The organism is Morganella sp. EGD-HP17, from assembly GCF_000512315.2.
In the GTDB taxonomy this organism is placed as follows: Bacteria; Pseudomonadota; Gammaproteobacteria; order Enterobacterales; family Enterobacteriaceae; genus Morganella; species Morganella morganii.
The window spans coordinates 169,080-182,645 of sequence record NZ_AZRH01000005.1; the positions used below are offsets into that span (position 1 = coordinate 169,080).

Annotated in this window: 17 protein-coding genes and 1 riboswitch; of the genes, 13 read left to right on the forward strand and 4 right to left on the reverse strand. The window is 50.6% G+C overall.

Annotated features, from left to right (window positions below; all coding sequences use genetic code 11):
- Positions 1–87 precede the first annotated feature (87 nt).
- Complete coding sequence (gene ftnA / locus X965_RS07610) at positions 88–594, reverse strand: non-heme ferritin (RefSeq protein WP_004237376.1); 507 nt, start codon at positions 592–594, stop codon at positions 88–90.
- Positions 595–830: 236 nt separating this feature from the next.
- On the opposite strand from ftnA, the gene X965_RS07615 reads away from it, so the two are divergent.
- Complete coding sequence (locus X965_RS07615; RefSeq protein WP_004239531.1) at positions 831–1,064, forward strand: DNA polymerase III subunit theta; 234 nt, start codon at positions 831–833, stop codon at positions 1,062–1,064.
- A gap of 54 nt (positions 1,065–1,118) precedes the next feature.
- Here X965_RS07615 and yebF read toward each other — a convergent pair whose 3' ends face one another.
- Positions 1,119–1,502 carry a protein YebF gene (gene yebF, locus X965_RS07620; RefSeq protein WP_004237378.1) on the reverse strand — a complete coding sequence of 128 codons (384 nt, stop codon included), beginning with the start codon at positions 1,500–1,502 and terminating at the stop codon, positions 1,119–1,121.
- 140 nt (positions 1,503–1,642) lie between these two features.
- Positions 1,643–1,837, reverse strand: a complete 195-nt coding sequence (locus tag X965_RS07625; protein WP_004237379.1) for a YoaH family protein — start codon at positions 1,835–1,837, stop codon at positions 1,643–1,645.
- Between the two features lie 124 nt (positions 1,838–1,961).
- Here X965_RS07625 and pabB point away from each other — a divergent pair, with 124 nt between their 5' ends.
- From pabB to mntP, 8 genes are all read left to right on the forward strand, one after another.
- Positions 1,962–3,341, forward strand: coding sequence for an aminodeoxychorismate synthase component 1 (gene pabB / locus X965_RS07630; RefSeq protein ID WP_036417618.1), 1,380 nt, complete (start codon positions 1,962–1,964; stop codon positions 3,339–3,341).
- Complete coding sequence (locus X965_RS07635; protein ID WP_004237382.1) at positions 3,338–3,904, forward strand: CoA pyrophosphatase; 567 nt, start codon at positions 3,338–3,340, stop codon at positions 3,902–3,904. Before pabB ends, X965_RS07635 begins: the two co-directional genes overlap by 4 nt.
- A 190-nt stretch (positions 3,905–4,094) precedes the next feature.
- Positions 4,095–5,459 (forward strand): L-serine ammonia-lyase, encoded by a 1,365-nt coding sequence (locus X965_RS07640; protein WP_015422671.1) that lies wholly within the window; start codon positions 4,095–4,097, stop codon positions 5,457–5,459.
- A 482-nt stretch (positions 5,460–5,941) separates the two neighbouring features.
- On the forward strand, positions 5,942–6,925 hold the full coding sequence (gene manX / locus X965_RS07645; RefSeq protein WP_170927072.1) for a PTS mannose transporter subunit IIAB: 984 nt from the start codon (positions 5,942–5,944) through the stop codon (positions 6,923–6,925).
- A gap of 63 nt (positions 6,926–6,988) precedes the next feature.
- Positions 6,989–7,786: a PTS mannose/fructose/sorbose transporter subunit IIC gene (locus X965_RS07650; protein WP_004237385.1), complete on the forward strand. Its 798-nt coding sequence runs from the start codon at positions 6,989–6,991 to the stop codon at positions 7,784–7,786.
- A 13-nt stretch (positions 7,787–7,799) separates the two neighbouring features.
- Positions 7,800–8,657, forward strand: a complete 858-nt coding sequence (locus X965_RS07655; RefSeq protein ID WP_004237386.1) for a PTS mannose transporter subunit IID — start codon at positions 7,800–7,802, stop codon at positions 8,655–8,657.
- Between the two features lie 109 nt (positions 8,658–8,766).
- Positions 8,767–9,225 (forward strand): DUF986 family protein, encoded by a 459-nt coding sequence (locus X965_RS07660; RefSeq protein WP_004237387.1) that lies wholly within the window; start codon positions 8,767–8,769, stop codon positions 9,223–9,225.
- Between the two features lie 157 nt (positions 9,226–9,382).
- Positions 9,383–9,541: riboswitch (yybP-ykoY riboswitch) on the forward strand.
- Positions 9,542–9,586: 45 nt separating this feature from the next.
- Positions 9,587–10,156, forward strand: a complete 570-nt coding sequence (gene mntP, locus X965_RS07665) for a manganese efflux pump MntP (protein WP_004237389.1) — start codon at positions 9,587–9,589, stop codon at positions 10,154–10,156.
- Between the two features lie 51 nt (positions 10,157–10,207).
- On the opposite strand, the gene rlmA is transcribed toward mntP, so the two are convergent.
- Positions 10,208–11,023 carry a 23S rRNA (guanine(745)-N(1))-methyltransferase gene (gene rlmA, locus X965_RS07670; RefSeq protein WP_036417684.1) on the reverse strand — a complete coding sequence of 272 codons (816 nt, stop codon included), beginning with the start codon at positions 11,021–11,023 and terminating at the stop codon, positions 10,208–10,210.
- An 82-nt stretch (positions 11,024–11,105) separates the two neighbouring features.
- Between rlmA and X965_RS07675 the strand changes: the two genes are divergently transcribed.
- From X965_RS07675 to X965_RS07685, 4 genes are all read left to right on the forward strand, one after another.
- Complete coding sequence (locus X965_RS07675; protein WP_253280767.1) at positions 11,106–11,936, forward strand: hypothetical protein; 831 nt, start codon at positions 11,106–11,108, stop codon at positions 11,934–11,936.
- 8 nt (positions 11,937–11,944) lie between these two features.
- Positions 11,945–12,154, forward strand: a complete 210-nt coding sequence (locus X965_RS19745) for a hypothetical protein (RefSeq protein ID WP_253280768.1) — start codon at positions 11,945–11,947, stop codon at positions 12,152–12,154.
- Between the two features lie 99 nt (positions 12,155–12,253).
- Positions 12,254–12,976: a vWA domain-containing protein gene (locus X965_RS07680; protein WP_004237392.1), complete on the forward strand. Its 723-nt coding sequence runs from the start codon at positions 12,254–12,256 to the stop codon at positions 12,974–12,976.
- Positions 12,977–13,248: 272 nt separating this feature from the next.
- Positions 13,249–13,479: a YadA C-terminal domain-containing protein gene (locus X965_RS07685; RefSeq protein ID WP_004237393.1), complete on the forward strand. Its 231-nt coding sequence runs from the start codon at positions 13,249–13,251 to the stop codon at positions 13,477–13,479.
- Positions 13,480–13,566 lie beyond the last annotated feature (87 nt).

Genomic DNA, 13,566 nt, shown 5'->3' on the forward strand with positions numbered 1-13,566 from the left:
CGGTAACACAAATAAAAACCACACAAATATCAGTATATTATGATAATTGTGTGGCTATATTATAAATAATAATGCTGTCAGAAATAATCAGCTTGCGGATGGTTCGCTTGCCATACGGCCCAGATCTTTATCCAGCAGGAACAGCGACTTACCACTATCACCCACCATTGCGAATTTATCCAGCACAGATTTGAACAGTTTTTCTTCTTCGTGCTGCTCAGCCACATACCACTGCAGGAAGTTAAAGGTAGAGTAATCCTGTGAGGTCAGCGCAGCATGAACCAGCTTATTAATTTCATCAGTAATTAATTTTTCATGTTCCAGCGTCAGGGTGAAAATATCACTCACTGAACTGAATTCTGACGGTGGTGCATCTATGGCCCCGAGCAGCGGCATCGCGCCGGTATCGCTGAGGTAATTAAACAGGCGCTGCATATGCTCCATTTCTTCCGCTGCGTGCGCTTTCAGGAATGCGGCAGCACCTTCGTAGCCTTTATCTGCACACCATGCACTCATCTGCAGATATAAATTTGAGGAATAAAATTCAAGATTCAGCTGGGCATTCAGTTGATTGACCATATCCGGCTTTAACATATACAGGCTCCTGTCAGTCGTTTATTTCATCATCTGCGGTCATTATGCACACTCCTGCCGGGAAGAAAAGTGCTATTTAATAAATTCACAACATATTGAAAACAAAATGATTTTGTAAAGATAATCAGAATTAATCGCATTCTCTTTATGGGGATGCCGAATACACGTCAATCCGGGCTTGCAGTCAGGCGGCAGCTCAGTTAAGTTAAGGCCGTCAGCCGTTACAGGAGCATATCGTGAGTTATAATCTTGCCGAACTCAGTCAGGAAGAGATGGATAAAATCAATGCGGACTTAGCCGCATCCGGTGTCGCCTTTAAAGAGCGCTATAACATGCCGGTGATCGCCGAGCAGGTGCAGCAGACACTGCCTGAATCCCTGCGCGCCTATTTTGCCGAACGTCTGGTGTTTTACCGCCAGCGCAGTGCCGGGCTTTCCCGCCTGCCGTATGAGCCGAATGCCAAACGCTGAATATAATAAAGGCGTGCCTGAGCACGCCTTTTTACGGTTTAACAGCCAGTATCATTACTGCGGCAGACTGTATGTCATGGTCTTCGCCGCACAATTGATATCAACGGTGTAACTGACCTGTTTTTTCGAGCCGCGCACAACCAGCGGCACACTGTAATTACCGTCTTTCTCAGTCACTTCCGCCACATTCACCCAGGCAACCGGCTTGCTGCCCAGCAGCGCTTTATCATCCTGCCAGCGCGGGTAGCGGCTCTGCACAAAGTCATATTTTACCTGTGCCGCTATCTGATCTTTATTCAGCGATTCACACGCCGGGAAAGTCACCATACGCTCATTTTTGACTTCCGCCGTGGCCGGAGCCTGTGCGCTGACGGTGAATGCCAGCAGAATACCTGCGCCTGCCAATCCGGTACGGGTGAACAGATTCATTGCCTTCATAAAACCTCCTGTTTTAATCCCGAAAGAGACTAAATGTCATTTTTATACAATAGCGCTTAATTAAATTTCACTTAATGCTTATTGCTGCAAAGTAACATATTTATTATCAGGAAATTGTGACATTTGTTAAATATTTGTTTCTATTCTTCGCTGTCGTCATCTTCCTCATCAAACAGCGCGCGGATCTGCTCACCGCCGTGATGCCGTTCGCGTAACTCCGCCGCGACCTGTGCGATAGCCTCACCACTGCTCATACCTTGCTGCATCAGGGTGTGGATCCGCTCAACTGCGGCCTGCTGTTCTTCATGACTTAACGCGGGCATTCCGGTAAACATAATCACCTTCTATAACATTTCAGTAAAAAACACATTATACTCATAAAGATGGCGGGACGCATCCGCCTGTTTTCCGATAAGATAACCGCCAGTTTCCGGACACAGATTACTGACAGACTGAATTATGACATCACATTCCGTACCTGTACTGACACCACTTGACTATCATCCCGGTCTCGCCCTGACCCTGTTTGCCCCGCTGTCACATCAGCCGTGGGCCATGCTGCTGCACTCCGGCAGTGCTCAGCATCAGCATAACCGCTTTGATATTCTGACCGCCGATCCCCTGATGACACTCACCACCAGAGGCGATGAGACCTTAACTGAAGATAGCCGGGGGCAGCGCCTCCGTCAAAATGATGACCCGTTTCAGTTACTGGATGCGGCGCTGACACAGTGCGGACTGGATCCGCAACCGCACGATGACTATCCGTTTGCGGGCGGCGCGATGGGATTATGGGGCTATGATCTCGGGCGGCGTACCGAGTCTCTGCCGTCACTGGCACGTAATGAGCTGTCGGTGCCGGATATGGCCATAGGCATTTACGACTGGGCGGTGATTGTTGACCACCAGCGCCGCTGCGCCACATTAATTACCTATACCGATCCCGCCGCGCGTCTGCACTGGCTGGAGAATCAGAAGGCACCGGAGAGTCTGCCTTTCGCCCTGACCGGCCACTGGCAGTCCGATATGACCGAAGCGGAATATCACGAAAAAATTGCCCGTATTCATAACTATCTGCAGGCCGGTGATTGTTATCAGGTCAATCTGTCACAGGGTTTTTCCGCCCCGTATGAGGGGGATGAATGGCAGGCGTTTCTGCGGCTGAATGACGAAAACCGGGCACCGTTTTCCGCGTTTCTCCGTCTGCCGGAAGCCGCCATTCTGTCGGTTTCACCGGAGCGCTTTCTGTGGCTGAAAGACGGCACCGCAGAAACCCGCCCGATTAAAGGCACCCGTCCGCGTCATCCCGCTGATCCGCAGGCCGACGAAGCAGAAAAACAGGCGCTGGCCGCGTCAGAGAAAGATCGCTCGGAAAACCTGATGATTGTGGATCTGATGCGCAATGATATCGGCCGGGTGGCACTTCCCGGCTCGGTCAGTGTGCCGTCACTGTTTGCGGTCGAGCCGTTCCCGGCAGTCTGGCATCTGGTCAGCACCATCACCGCACAGTTACCGGCGGCATGCCGGGCAGCACAGTTACTGCGCGCCTGCTTCCCGGGCGGTTCGATTACCGGTGCGCCGAAAATCCGCGCGATGGAAATTATTGAAGAGCTCGAACCTGTCCGCCGCCACACCTATTGCGGCTCCGTCGGTTATATCAGCGCCTGTGGCACCATGGATACCAATATCGCGATCAGAACCCTGATTGCGGAAAATAATCACCTTTATTGCCGGGCAGGCGGCGGGATTGTCGCAGACAGCCGTGCCGCAGATGAATACCAGGAAACGTTCGATAAACTGGGCCGCATACTGACGGTACTGCCGGAGAAAATATTATGAGTCCGCTTGAGCGCTTTATTCCCCGGTTTCAGTTAACCCGCCCTTCCGAAGCAGAAATTGCCGGTGAGCGGGATCGCCGGGCCGCCGTTTTGCTGCCTATCACCAATAAAGCCCGGCCAGGGATCCTGCTGACACAACGGGCGGTATCGCTGCGCTCTCATCCGGGACAGATTGCCCTGCCCGGCGGCGCGGCAGATCCGGGCGAGATTTCCCCCATCGCCACCGCACTGCGCGAAGCGCGTGAGGAAGTCGGCATTCCGCCACAGGCCGTGCAGGTACTGGGACAAATGGCACCGGTGGACAGTGTGACCGGCTTCCGGGTCACCCCGGTGGTCGGGATTATTCCGCCATATCTGCCGCTGGCCGGTAACCCGCAGGAAGTGTCAGATATTTTTGAGCTGCCGCTGGATGCCGCCCTCGATCTGAGCCGCTACCGCTACATTGATATGACCCGCAATACTGTGGAGCGCCGCCTCTATTTTTACTTATATGAGGGACGGATGATTTGGGGGTTAACAGCGGGTATTTTATATCGCCTCGCAACGCAAGTGAAAAATGATTGATTTGTAACCGAATTCACACTTCTGCCCTATTTCCCCCTGCTTTTTTTCATCAGGTATGCCCGAATTTTATCCGAAAGCGCTGTTCCGCAGTGAAAAATGCGATAAACTACTTTATCCGTGTGAGCAAATAACAGTAAAGTAACGCGCTTTACGATAAATCACTATTACATTGTTTTTTAAGGAGTCTGACGTGATTAGCGTTTTTGACATGTTTAAAGTGGGGATTGGTCCTTCCAGCTCCCACACCGTAGGGCCGATGAAAGCCGGGAAGCAGTTTGCTGATGAGTTGGTTGAAAAAGGTCTGATTTCCCGCGTGACCCGCGTTTCTGTTGATGTCTACGGATCACTCTCCTTAACCGGGAAAGGTCACCATACCGATATCGCTATCATTATGGGTCTGGCCGGTAACTTGCCGGCAACTGTCGATATCGATGGTATCGCCGGTTTTATCCGCGATGTCGAAGAGACTGAGCGTCTGTCCCTGGCCAATGGTCAGCAGACTGTGGACTTCCCGCGTGAAGGCGGCATGAATTTCCACACCGGTAACCTGCCGCTGCACGAAAACGGCATGAGTATCACCGCATTTGCCGGTGATGAAGAGCTGTACACCAAAACCTATTACTCCATCGGCGGCGGGTTTATCGTCGATGCCGAGCATTTCGGTCAGGATAACGCCAACGAAACACCGGTATCCTACCCGTATGCCTCAGCGGAAGAGCTGCTGAATCACTGTCATCAGACCGGGCTTTCCGTCTCCTCCCTGATGCTGAAAAATGAGCTGGATATGCACAGCCGTGAAGAGATCGACGCGTATTTCGCCGATGTCTACAAAACCATGACTGACTGTATCGCTCACGGTCTGGAAACCGAAGGCATTCTGCCGGGGCCGCTGCGTGTGCCGCGCCGTGCCGCTGCACTGAACCGCCTGATCAACTCCGCCGGTAAACTCTCCAAAGACCCGATGAACGTGGTTGACCTGGTCAATATGTTTGCTCTGGCTGTCAACGAAGAAAACGCAGCGGGCGGCCGTGTGGTTACCGCACCGACAAACGGTGCCTGCGGGATCGTCCCTGCGGTACTGGCGTATTATGATCACTGCATCGAGAAAGTGACACCGGAAACCTATCTCCGCTACTTCCTCGCCTGCGGCGCGGTCGGCATTCTGTACAAAATGAACGCGTCTATCTCCGGTGCGGAAGTTGGTTGTCAGGGCGAAGTCGGTGTGGCCTGCTCAATGGCGGCAGCCGGTCTGACTGAAATCCTCGGCGGCAGCCCTGAACAGGTCTGTGTGGCCGCTGAAATCGGTATGGAACACAACCTGGGTTTAACCTGTGACCCGGTTGCCGGTCAGGTTCAGGTGCCGTGCATCGAACGTAACGCCATTGCCTCTGTGAAAGCGATCAACGCTGCCCGTATGGCTATGCGCCGTACCAGCGCACCGCGTGTTTCTCTCGATAAAGTCATCGAAACCATGTATGAAACCGGGAAAGACATGAACGCCAAATACCGTGAAACATCACGCGGCGGTCTTGCAATCAAGGTTCAGTGCGACTGATTTCGTGATTTAACTCACAAAACATAATTCGCTGACATTAATATCCCTGCAACATTGCAGGGATATTTTTTACCTGAAGCGCATCAGCATCGGTCATTTTTCGACCGATTTGTAATATTTTCAGATGTGAATGTTTATAATATGTAAAATATCATAGTGTATAACTCTGCAAAACAGTCAAATATCACCTCATCACTCTGACAAATAGCTCATTCAACACAATAATTAACTATAATTAAGTGTTTAATGTTTCTGTTTTGTTGTTTTCTGACGGAAAGCAAGTTTTTTTACCTTCATAGAATGTTAACCTTCTATTTAATTAGTGCCCCGAAATTAATTATCGCTGTTTAAACGTAAATAATTAGCGGTATCACGGGCCTGAGACTATCTTTACACCGGAGTCTTACGGTTTTTTCCTGACCCATAAAAGATTCTGTGTAATACACAAGAACCATCCTGACTGATGTTAAGGGGGAACAGAGGTGAGTATAGCCATTATGATTGGCACCCACGGCAAAGCCGCTGAGCAGTTACTGCGCACGACGGAAATGCTGATCGGTGAACAGGAGAACGTCTCCTTCATCGATTTCGTACCGGGGGAAAATGCCGACACACTATATGCGAAGTACAATGAGAAGCTGCCCGGTTTATCAACCGCTGACGGGGTATTATTCCTCGTTGATACCTGGGGCGGCAGCCCGTTCAACGCAGCAAACCGTATTGTGACTGAACAGGATCAGGCCGCAGGCGGCAACAGCAATTATGAGATAGTCACAGGCGTTAACGTGCCGATGCTGGTCGAGACCTTTATGTGCCGTGATGATAATCCGTCATTGCAGGAACTGGTTGCGGTGGCGCTGGAAACCGGCCGTGAAGGGATCCGCGCCCTGAAAGCACAGGACGAACCAGCTCCGAAAGCGGCACCTGCACCAAAACCGGCCGCACAGCCGGCGGCACCGGCAGGCCCGGGCGGACACATGACTATCGCTCTCGCCCGTATCGATGACCGTCTGATCCACGGCCAGGTCGCCACCCGCTGGACCAAAGAAACCAACGTCAAACGCATTATTGTCGTCAGTGACGAGGTTGCCAAAGACACCGTCCGCTCAACACTGCTCAAGCAGGTTGCTCCTCCGGGTGTAACCGCGCACGTGGTGGATGTGGCGAAAATGGTGCGTGTCTGGAATAACCCGAAATACGCCAATGACCGCTGCATGCTCCTGTTTACCAACCCGGCAGATGTTCTGCGCCTGGTGGAAGACGGTGTGGAGATTAAATCAGTCAACATCGGCGGGATGGCCTTCCACGAAGGTAAAAAACAGGTTAACAATGCGGTTTCTATCGATGAAAACGATATCGTGGCATTCAAAGCGCTGAATGACCGCAACATCGAGCTGGAAGTCCGCAAAGTCTCCACCGATTCAAAAATAAAAATGATGGATTTAATCAGCAAAGCTGAAAGTTAATTTGACCCATTACTCAATACAAAATTTGTTGTCTGCAAAATGACTGGTTAAAGGAGAAACACAATGGAACTTTCCGTTGTACAAATCGTCCTGGTCTTCATCGTTGCCTGTGTTGCAGGTATGGGGTCAATCCTCGATGAATTCCAGTTCCACCGCCCGCTGGTCGCCTGTACGCTGATGGGGATCGTACTGGGTGATATGAAAACCGGGATCATGATCGGCGGTACGCTGGAAATGATCGCACTCGGCTGGATGAACATCGGTGCGGCAGTGGCACCGGATGCGGCGCTGGCATCCATCATTTCCACTATCCTGGTTATCGCCGGGGGCCAGAACATCGGTGCCGGTATCGCGCTGGCTATTCCGCTGGCGGCTGCCGGTCAGGTGCTGACCATTATCGTCCGTACCATCACCGTGGCCTTCCAGCACATGGGTGACCGTGCGGCTGATAAGGGAAATCTCACCGCGCTGGGGATGATCCACGTCGGTGCCCTGCTGTTACAGGCAATGCGTATCGCTATTCCGGCGGTTATTGTGGCCGTGTCTGTCGGTACTGATGTTGTCCGTGAAATGCTTGACTCGATTCCTGACTGGGTCACCAACGGTCTGAATATCGCCGGGGGCATGATTGTTGTGGTCGGTTACGCGATGGTTATCAACATGATGCGTGCCGGCTACCTGATGCCATTCTTCTATCTGGGTTTCGTTACCGCGGCATTTACTGATTTTAACCTGGTTGCGCTGGGTGTCATCGGTGCGGTTATGGCTGTGCTGTATATTCAGCTCAGTCCGAAATACAACAAATCGGAAGTCGTTGTCGCTGCCGGCAGCAAAAACGACCTGGATAACGAGTTAGACTAAGAAGGTGAGCAACATGGTTGATACTACAAGCAACGTAACCGGCAGAAAACAGTTAAGAAAGAGCGACATCCGGGGTGTCTTCATCCGCTCAAACCTGTTTCAGGGTTCATGGAACTTTGAACGTATGCAGGCAATGGGCTACGCCTTCTCCATGGTACCGGTGATCCGCCGTCTTTATCCGGAAAATAATGAAGAACGCAGACAGGCTATCAAACGCCATATGGAGTTCTTTAACACCCACCCGTATATGGCTGCACCTATCCTCGGTGTAACCTGTGCGATGGAAGAGCAGCGCGCTAATGGTGCGGCTATCGACGACGGTGCCATCAACGGTATCAAAGTCGGTCTGATGGGGCCGCTGGCCGGTGTCGGTGACCCGATTTTCTGGGGTACCGTGCGTCCGGTCTTTGCCGCCCTCGGTGCGGGGATTGCCATGACCGGCAGCCTGCTCGGGCCGTTACTGTTCTTCTTCCTGTTTAACCTGGTCCGCCTGGCAACCCGTTACTACGGCGTGGCTTACGGCTACAAAAAAGGCCTGGATATTGTTCAGGATATGGGCGGCGGCTTCCTGCAGAAACTGACAGAGGGGGCATCAATCCTCGGTCTGTTTGTCATGGGTGCGCTGGTGAACAAATGGACAAAAGTGAATATCCCGCTTGTGGTGTCGGAAATTAAAAACCCGACCACCGGCGAGATGGAAATCACCACTGTTCAGACCATCCTCAACCAGCTGATGCCGGGCCTGATGCCGCTGCTGCTGACATTCGGCTGTATGTGGCTGTTGCGTCATAAAGTGAATGCCCTGCTGATTATTATCGGCTTCTTTGTGCTGGGTATTCTGGGTTATGTCTTTGGTTTCCTGGGATTGTAACCGGTAAAAAACACGTTCTGACGAACGCGTATTTTCAGAAAGAGTATGGTAGTTTAAACGGGAGGCTCGCCTCCCGTTTTCTGTTTCACTTCAGGGGAAAAGAACCACAATGAGTGTAAATGATATTGTTCTGCTGGCTGTGATTGTGCTGATGCTGCTGTTTGCCGTCTACGACGAATTTATTGTTAACACACTAAAAGGCAAAACACAGCTGCGGATAAAACTGCGCCGTAATCACCGCGCTGACGCTGTGATCTTTATCCTTCTTATCGGTATTGTTATTTATAATAATATAACCGGACACGGCAGCCCGTTAACAACTTATTTACTTTCCGGCTGTATTATCATTGCTATTTATCTGGCTTTTATACGTTCACCGAAGTTATATTTTAAGCAGGACGGATTTTTTTACGCCAATGCATATATTAAATATGACAGAATAAAAACAATGAATTTATCAGAAGACGGTATTCTTCTTGTGGGTTTGGAAAATCGTAAAATTTACATCAAAGTCACGCATCTTGATGATTTACAAAAAATTTATAATTTTATGATTAATAATAAATAATAACCCCTTCTTTTTATCCCCCTACAGAAATAAAGACTAATGATGATATTAGTCTTTATTATCTTATTAAAATACCATGTAATGAAAATCATTCTCATTAGCATCTTTTAAAACTAAAATATATATTCTTGCCTTTTTTATTTTCTGTGATATCTTTCCGGTCACGTCATTGGGGAGTAGCCTGTTCTGTTATTAACCTCTCAGGGAAATAACAGAAAATCCGTGTCAACATACTTGCGTGATATTATATCAGCATGGTGCGGATGCCGTTTCGGTTGGCAAGACCATAGACACGCAGTTCACCGGAGGTCGGGGTTGGATTGTGTGTATATGGATAAGCTACCCGACCGAGACTGAGTTTATGAGTTTTTACGCCACCCTCGTCCTTGCCCTGGCCCTGTCTATGGATGCCTTCGCCGTTGCTGTCTGCAAAGGCGCTACCCTGCACAAACCACCTTTACGCGAAGCACTGCGCACCGGATTTATCTTTGGTGTGATTGAAGCCCTGACACCGCTGATCGGCTGGGCTATCGGTATTTACGCCAGCCGCTACGTGATGGAATGGGATCACTGGATTGCCTTCTCACTGCTGTTTATTCTCGGCGCCCGCATGATTTACAACAGCGTCACCGCCGGTGATGACTGCTGCGCCCGCCATGAAAAACCACAGCGCCACAGTGCATTACATCTTGCCACCACAGCGGTTGCCACCAGCCTGGATGCGATGGCGATTGGTGTCGGCCTTGCGTTTCTGGAAGTCAATATCGTCCATACCGCGATGACTATCGGGCTGATGACCATGATTATGGCCACCACAGGGATGATCCTCGGGCGTTATATCGGCCCGATGCTGGGTAAGCGTGCAGAAATTGTCGGCGGGATTGTACTGATCCTGATCGGATTTACCATTCTGTATGAACATATTGGTTAATCGCTTAATCACTTCTGATGACCCGCTCCGGCGGGTCTTTTTGTTTCTGAATCAGGCTTCCCGGCGGTAAACCCGGATCAGAAAATCTGTTTCGCAGGAAAAGGCGGTTTCTGCTGCCAACTGATGTTTCACAGCCTCTGTCGCTTTCCAGGCAAACGGTGTCATTGAAAGCAGCGCGAGTGCGTCCGCACCGTTCAGCAACATCGGGTAAGCCACCTGCTGCTCTTGTGCCGGACCGAATCCCGGGAAATGCTCTTCCTTCAGCGGGTGCAGATGAACTTCATCATAAATAAGGGATTTCAGCTGATACAGATGACGCGGCCCCGGGGTCACGGTAATCACAATGCCGCCCGGTTTCACCACACGGGTTAACTCATCCGGATTACACGGCGCATAGATCCGCAGCACCCCATCCAGACTGTTATCCTCAAACGGCAGCCGCTGGCTGGATGCCACACTGAAGCTGACCTGCGGATAGCGTTTTGCGCCGTAGCGGACAGCAACCTTCGCCACATCCAGCCCGTACACCGTCACCTGCCGTGCCGCAAGGCTTTCCGCCAGTGCGCCGGTGTAGTACCCCTCGCCGCAGCCGATATCCAGTACCTGCTCCGCCTGTGCCGGTAAATGCTGTTCAAATGCCGCGATTACCTGATCCCGCATCGGGCGGTAATGGTGATTATCCAGAAATGCCCGGCGCGCCTGCATCATCTCTTTACTGTCACCCGGCTCTTTCGAGCGCTTGAACTGGACAGGCAGGAGATTGATATACCCCTCTTTCGCGAGATCAAACTGATGGTGGTTTTCGCAGCTGTAACTGCCGGGGCGGTGCGTCAGCGGGTGCTGGCAAAGCGGACATTGGTAAGACATAATCATTCACTGTGAAATAATGTAAGGGTGCAACCGGCAACGGCCTGTGCCGGTGACGGAAAATCTGAGGCGAAACCATACCATGAAAACCTACTGGTGGCAGGATAAAATTGATGATTATCAGCAATGGCACAGCCTGCTTGTCAGGGTTAATCCTGAAGCGGTAAATGACGATGCCCCTGCGCTGCTCAGCGGCCATAACAGCCGGATGCAGCTGCAGCTGCGTGGTTATCCGCTGTTCTGGGCAACCGTACTGCGAGATCACTGTGGTGTCTGGCTGATTTATAATCAGGACCATCCGGCTCAGCAGAATCTGTTATCGCCGCTTCGCTCACAACAGGCTGAGAAAATCGCCGCTCTGCCGGCAGAAGAACAAACCCCGCAGTGGTGCCGTTACTTCGCCCGTGATTTGCAGGAGCGCCCTTCCCCGCTGCTTGCGGCCGGAGAGTGGCTGCTGCGCCCGATGAATATCAGACCGCCGTCCGCCCCTTATGTTGTCAATGCCCCCTGTCCCCGGGAAAAATGGTGTTTCCGTTCACCGTCCTCCAAAGATATCAGTAATGCGGACTGGCTGTTATACAGCGAAGACCTGCCGGATCTGCAATCCCCCGGACGGGTTATATTTGCGGACTGGTGGTTCGGCGGTTACCAGCTGCTGCCGCGTTACGCGGTTGAGCCGCAGAGCAGCCGCCTGAAATACTGGCGTAAAGTTGCCCGCGAAGGCAAACTACCGCCGGTGCTGATCTGGTACATCAGCGGCCTGTGGCATCCTACATTATACTCGATGGCCATCTGCGGTTGCAGGCGGCGTATGACGAAAATATTCCGCCTTCCTTTATTGTGCTCAGCCAGTACCATGAATGCAGCTATGAGCCGGATCCTGCCGCGATTGCAAAAGTGCAGCAGGCAATAGCGCATCAGATGGATAAAAATCCGCATCCGGATATCCGCGGGATCAACCAGACATTAATCAGCCTGTATCAGAACCGCTACGGGCGGCACTCCACCCGCAGCCGGGCAATACTGGGCGACGGCCGTTCATGGGAAGAGGATGTTTCCCGTTATCTGCGCCGCCACGGAGACACCGGGCACCTCACTGCTATTTTGCAGCGGACGGAAGAAACCGCGTGATAGTTAATCAGATAAATCTGCTGTGAATATTTTTTGTTCACCTCAGAATACATCATTATCCGTCGTATAACCCTGTCAGAAATAGTATAAGGAATATCTATGTTCAGACTCTCCCGCACCTTTATTGCACCACTCCTGCTGTTATTTTCCGCCTCGCTGTTTGCGGCAGCCGAAACCAAGCCTGCGGCACCGGCAGATTTGGATCTGGTTTTTGTTCTGGATAAAAGCGGTTCCATGTCCGGTTTTGAACAGGACACCATCGGTGGTTATAACTCCGTTCTTGCCGAAAACCGTAAAAAAGAAGGCAATATTTACGTCACCACCGTTTTATTCAACCACGAAAACAGTACGCTGCATAACCGCGAGCCTATCAGCAAAGTCAAAAACCTGACACTGGATGATTATTCTGTCGGTGGTAATACCGCGTTACTGGACGCTGTCGGTATTACTATTGATAAAATCCGTGAAAACCGCAAAATTACCAAAAATAATAATGTGTTATTTGTGATTATTACTGACGGTGCAGAAAACAGCAGCAATGAATATAGTCGTGATAAGATTAAATCAATGATTAATTCTGCAGAGAAAGAAGATAAGTGGGACTTTATTTTCCTCGGCGCCAATATTGATGCTATCGCAGAAGCCGGTAATATCGGGATTAAAAGTGACAACGCCACCGGTTATGTGCAGGATAAAGCCGGTTACGGCAAAGCGTATGACGCCGTAAATAAAGCAGTTGAAGTAAAACAGCAATCAAAACCAATTACGTCCGAATGGAAATCTGAAGTCGAAAAAGATAACAACGAACGCAGTAAAAAATAACAAAACACCTCTTATTTATTCACCAAAACAGTACGGTCCGCCGTACTGTTTTATTTTCTCATCCCGCCGTTCTTTTTTCCCCGCAACTCTGCTTACCATGAACATCAAATGACTGAAGTTCAGCCGGATAAATACGCCAATTTGACTATATTAATGCTAACACCACGGCGCAGAAAGCCAATAATACCGCGAATAATGCGTATAATCTGGCAACACACAACTCGGCCCGTATTGATAAACTGGAGCTGCGTTATGATGAGCTGAATGACAAGATGCAGCGCGGCTTTGCAATGTCAGCCGCCACGTCAAACCTGTTCCAGCCGTATAATGTCGGTAAATTTAACCTCAGTGCAGCTGTCGGCGGATATAACTCCGAAAATGCGGTTGCTGTCGGCAGCGGCTACCGTTTCAATAAAAATGTGGCAGTTAAAGCCAGCCTGGCAACCTCAACATCAAACGGCGGTGATGTCATGTATGGTGCCGGTATGAACCTGGAGTGGTAACACACCGGCATATACGGGATAACATATTTTTATAGTGAAGAGCCGGTAAGGTATTACCGGCTCTTTTTCTATCGGGTGATAATCATA